This is a genomic window from Sporacetigenium mesophilum DSM 16796 (genome assembly GCF_059569055.1).
On sequence record NZ_JCANUR010000038.1, the window covers coordinates 1 to 4,246 of the forward strand.

4 protein-coding genes and 5 tRNA genes are annotated in these 4,246 nt (G+C 29.0%); 7 read left to right on the forward strand and 2 right to left on the reverse strand.

What is annotated here, in order from left to right; translation table 11 throughout:
• Positions 1-15: 15 nt before the first annotated feature.
• The 7 genes from BS62_RS15035 to BS62_RS15065 all read left to right on the forward strand — a co-directional run bounded on the left by BS62_RS15035 (position 16) and on the right by BS62_RS15065 (position 1,489).
• Positions 16-90: transfer RNA gene (locus BS62_RS15035), tRNA-Thr, on the forward strand.
• A 5-nt stretch (positions 91-95) separates the two neighbouring features.
• Positions 96-179, forward strand: a tRNA-Leu gene (locus BS62_RS15040).
• Positions 180-188: 9 nt separating this feature from the next.
• Positions 189-277 (forward strand) — tRNA-Ser (locus BS62_RS15045).
• Positions 278-289: 12 nt separating this feature from the next.
• Positions 290-366, forward strand: a tRNA-Ile gene (locus BS62_RS15050).
• 5 nt (positions 367-371) lie between these two features.
• Positions 372-447 (forward strand) — tRNA-Trp (locus BS62_RS15055).
• Between the two features lie 132 nt (positions 448-579).
• Positions 580-927 carry a hypothetical protein gene (locus tag BS62_RS15060; protein ID WP_496492077.1) on the forward strand — a complete coding sequence of 116 codons (348 nt, stop codon included), beginning with the start codon at positions 580-582 and terminating at the stop codon, positions 925-927.
• Positions 928-976: 49 nt separating this feature from the next.
• Positions 977-1,489, forward strand: coding sequence for a hypothetical protein (locus tag BS62_RS15065; protein WP_496492078.1), 513 nt, complete (start codon positions 977-979; stop codon positions 1,487-1,489).
• A 26-nt stretch (positions 1,490-1,515) separates the two neighbouring features.
• Here BS62_RS15065 and BS62_RS15070 read toward each other — a convergent pair whose 3' ends face one another.
• Together BS62_RS15070 and BS62_RS15075 are read right to left on the reverse strand one after the other, a co-directional pair.
• Positions 1,516-3,636 (reverse strand): tetratricopeptide repeat protein, encoded by a 2,121-nt coding sequence (locus BS62_RS15070; RefSeq protein ID WP_496492079.1) that lies wholly within the window; start codon positions 3,634-3,636, stop codon positions 1,516-1,518.
• Positions 3,637-3,640: 4 nt separating this feature from the next.
• Positions 3,641-3,892, reverse strand: coding sequence for a hypothetical protein (locus BS62_RS15075; RefSeq protein ID WP_496492080.1), 252 nt, complete (start codon positions 3,890-3,892; stop codon positions 3,641-3,643).
• Between the last annotated feature and the right edge of the window lie 354 nt (positions 3,893-4,246).

A 4,246-nucleotide genomic window follows, 5' to 3' on the forward strand; every position in this document is an offset into this window, starting at 1 on the left:
ATGACACAAAAATATGCTAGTGTGGCTCAACGGTAGAGCAGCTGACTTGTAATCAGCAGGTTGTAGGTTCGATTCCTATCACTAGCTCCATACATGCGGGTGTGGCGGAATTGGCAGACGCACCAGACTTAGGATCTGGCGCCTTGTGCGTGGGGGTTCAAGTCCCTCCACCCGCACCATAATAAAACGGAGAGGTGTCCGAGTGGTTTAAGGAGCTGGTCTTGAAAACCAGTGACTCCGCAAGGGGCCGTGGGTTCGAATCCCACCCTCTCCGCCATTTTTATTTTTTGGACCTTTAGCTCAGTTGGTTAGAGCGCCCGGCTCATAACCGGTAGGTCTGGGGTTCGAGTCCCTGAAGGTCCACCAAAAATAGGGGTGTAGCTCAGCTGGTAGAGCGTCGGTCTCCAAAACCGTGCGCCGGGGGTTCGAGTCCCTCCACCCCTGCCAATATAATAATGTATATAAAAAGAACTTGTCACTGACAAGTTCTTTTTTGTTTTTGAAATAAATATAGTGGAATATAAGTAACCTTTTTCTCGTACAATTATATAAAGACTATTATACGAGGGGGATAATATAATGAAGTTATCAGAGTTAAAGGATAAAATCATAAAGGGTCAAACTATGGGTGCAGAAGTAGTGTGTATAAATAAAGGACAAGAACTATGGGGCATAAAAGGAATACTAGAACATTACAGAACAGGAAATTTGATGTTATGTGGGTGTAGGGAAGATTCAATAAGTGCTGTAGATTTTGTTCAACTTGTAGACAAGATATTAGTTTCATCAGGAGACCTTGATGTAAAAATTGTAGTTGTGGACCCATTATCAATAGAGGATAAAGATATCGAAAATATAAAATACGTTCAATTTGCTCAGTTAGACGATATAAAAATGATATTAATAAGTATGGAGAATAATATTTAACTATTATGACAATAATGCATATATACTAAAACTACGGGGGTTGATAAAAATGGGAAAAAATATTAAAAAGTTAGGAATATCATTGTTGCTTGTAATTTGTTCAGGTGTTGGATTGTATTGGTATTCGAGCGCAGAAGCCCATCAAGAAAGTGTTGTTAGTGCAGAAAGTGACATTAATAATGAGAAGCCAATAAATGATGAAAAAGAAGTTGCAAAGGATGAAGATAAAATAATTGATAAATCTAGTGATAGGGAAGATAAAGATGTTCAAAATATAGATGTAAGTACCAAAGATGATAACACTTTGAAGGAAGATGAAAATATAAACATAAAAAAGGAATTAACTGTTGAAGATGCTAAAGAGCTTTTAAAACAGTACAATTCAAATGTTGACTATATATACCAAGGTGATGAAACTATGTTTAAAGAAGTTTTACAAGATAAAGGCTATAAGGGATATTTATTTTTACCAAATGTAGATGGAGATATAGGATTTTTTGTAGACAAATCTAACGGTGATATATACAAGTTCCATCCAAGTGGATATATGGAAAAAATATAAAAATAAGCCTACTTTAATAAGTAGGCTTATTTCATATATTTTTTTATTTTTTCTTTATTACTTTTTATATATTCGTTGTACTTAACTAATTTTTCTAGAAGATCTAATATGTGATTTATAAAAAGTTTATTAGTTTTATCTAGATTATATGCTTTTATATACAAGGATAGTAACTCATCATAAATATCCTTATTTTTAAGATAATATATTGCACTTTTAAGCCTTTCTATTGAAGGGTTTTTTGCATTTTTATTTTTACTTTTATTCATTGTAAAGTGGGAAAAATCCATTTCGTAACTTCTCTTTTTTTGCATATTTATTATGTTAGCTAGTCGCGTTCCTTTATAATAGTAATATCTAGGATTTTGAGGATTTAGCTTTATAAGTTCGTCGTATAATTTCAATCCTTCATCGTTAAAGTTATAATGTCTAGTTATAATATTTTCGCTATTAGGGTCATATATGAAGTTTGCTTCACAGTCTATTATAGAAATATGTGTCTTAACATAATTATAAAATATTTCTTCTTCTTTTGATTTCCAAATTTCTTGTAGCTCTTTTCTTGAATCTACACATTTTAGTATTCGGGCACAATAGTTTAATGCGTTAGAATACATTTTTTCATATTTAATAGTGTTATTGCTAAGTATATGCTGTATATACTTATCGTATATATTAGATAATTCATTTAAATATAAATCTACTTCACTAGATTCGCTTCCATAAAGTAAATTTAAAATCTTTAGCTTTTCATTTAAAGATTTAAAAGTTATGTCTATATATTCATTATCTAATAGTACTTCATTAGATAAGTAAAAATCTATTTTACCTTTATCAAAATTATCATCTACTATAAGAGAATAGCAAAGTAGGGCGTAATCATATAAATTCGATTCTTCTAATAAATTTGCTTTTTCAAATAAAAATAAATATTTGTTTTCAGGTTCAACTTCCAAACATTTATCTAATATATCTATTAAATCCATAGATCTATCTTTTATAGGAGTAAGTATAATCGGTGCATTAAGTGAATGAGATAGAGAGCTACTAGTTTCATTAAACTTATTTTGCCCAGATGAAAACTTATCAGTTTTGATATCACTTAATAATTTATATATTAAAGAGGTTAAGCTAACATATCCCGGGAATCTAACTGAGGTATTCAATTTATTTATCTTTAGTTGTATATTAAATAGATTTTTATAATCTCTTTTATTAAATAAAATTTCTCTTATATGATCTATACAATCTTTATATTCCAACATTCCTGAAAAAGGTGCTTCATTAATATCTGTTTCATAGGATACCTTTATATAATGTATATAGCTCCTAAAGTCCAGGTCATTAATGCCCAGAGAATAATATATTTCAAAACATTTTAATAAGTCTACTAGTAAATTATCAAAATCTTTATTATCATAATTTTTCTTACAATCATTAGTTATCGTATCTAAAAGTCTAATAGAACTAAACTTTGCATCATCAAATAGTGTTTTAGATAGTTCAAAATGTTTTTTTGCATCAAAGCAGTTTTGAATCACTTCTTCATACTTCTTTTGCTTTTGTAAAATCAACCCCTTAAATTCATAAATATCTAAGTATTGGTAAGTAATATTCTCATCAAGGATATTATCTAATACTTCACTTAAACATTTTAATGCATCATTAAGGAGATTACTTTTATAATAACACCTAGCTAGCCAATAGTAAGTCCAAACTTCCTTAGATATATCTAGAGATATTTTGTAGTTTTCTATTGCTTGAGGATACTGATTTTTGGATTCGTAACATATTCCTAATAAAAAATAAGTTGATTTATCATTTGAATTTATTTGTAACACATCTTTAAGCATGATTATAGCATCTGAAAATTTATAAGAATACTCAAAAATAGATATGTTACCTTCCGCTGTATACTTTATATTTCCATGTAACCTTAAAAAACCTTCATAACACTTTAGAATATTATCAAATCTTTGCTTAAGTTCGTCATCGTATTCAATATCGTTTATATAAGTAATTGCATAGTTAAATACTTTTTTATAGTAAACGATTATATTTTCAATTTTATTTGCAAGCTCTACGTTATTTGATATATAACTTATTAATGTTTCTTCGCTGAAGCTTGACATATTTATGTCGCTCATATTTTCACCTCTCATCTCCATTTCTTGGAGTAACGATAAAACCTGAGTATATAGTTTCTAATTTCTTAACATAATATGAAGGTTGTATATAATTAAAATACTTATTTTCACTTGGTTTGTTATTGCTCATACCTGTTTTATTAGTTTGTATATTTAATTCTAGGGCTTTGAAGAATTTTAGCAGTTCTTCGTAATTAATATTATCTTTATCTTGTAATATCTTATCTATTTTTATATATATATCTTTATTTTCCAATAATTGTCCTCCTTTTTAAGTATGGTCTTTATTTAAATATATGAGTAAAGATTAAATTCAAGAATAAAATTATATGCCATGAACTTCCAAAATATATTTATTTAAAAAAGTTGACTTAATATACTTGAGATGTTATAGTTATACTTGTCCTCGAAAGAAGACGAAAAAAGTCGAAAAATAAGTTGACAAAAGATTTTAGAAATGATATAGTTATACTTGTCGCTAAGACAAGGACAAATAAATTGAACTTTGAAAATTAAACAGTAGGTCAATTAACACACCATTTATTTATAAAGTAATGCCAAGTTTATCATGAGAGTTTGATCCTGGCTCAGGATGAACGCTGGCGGCGTG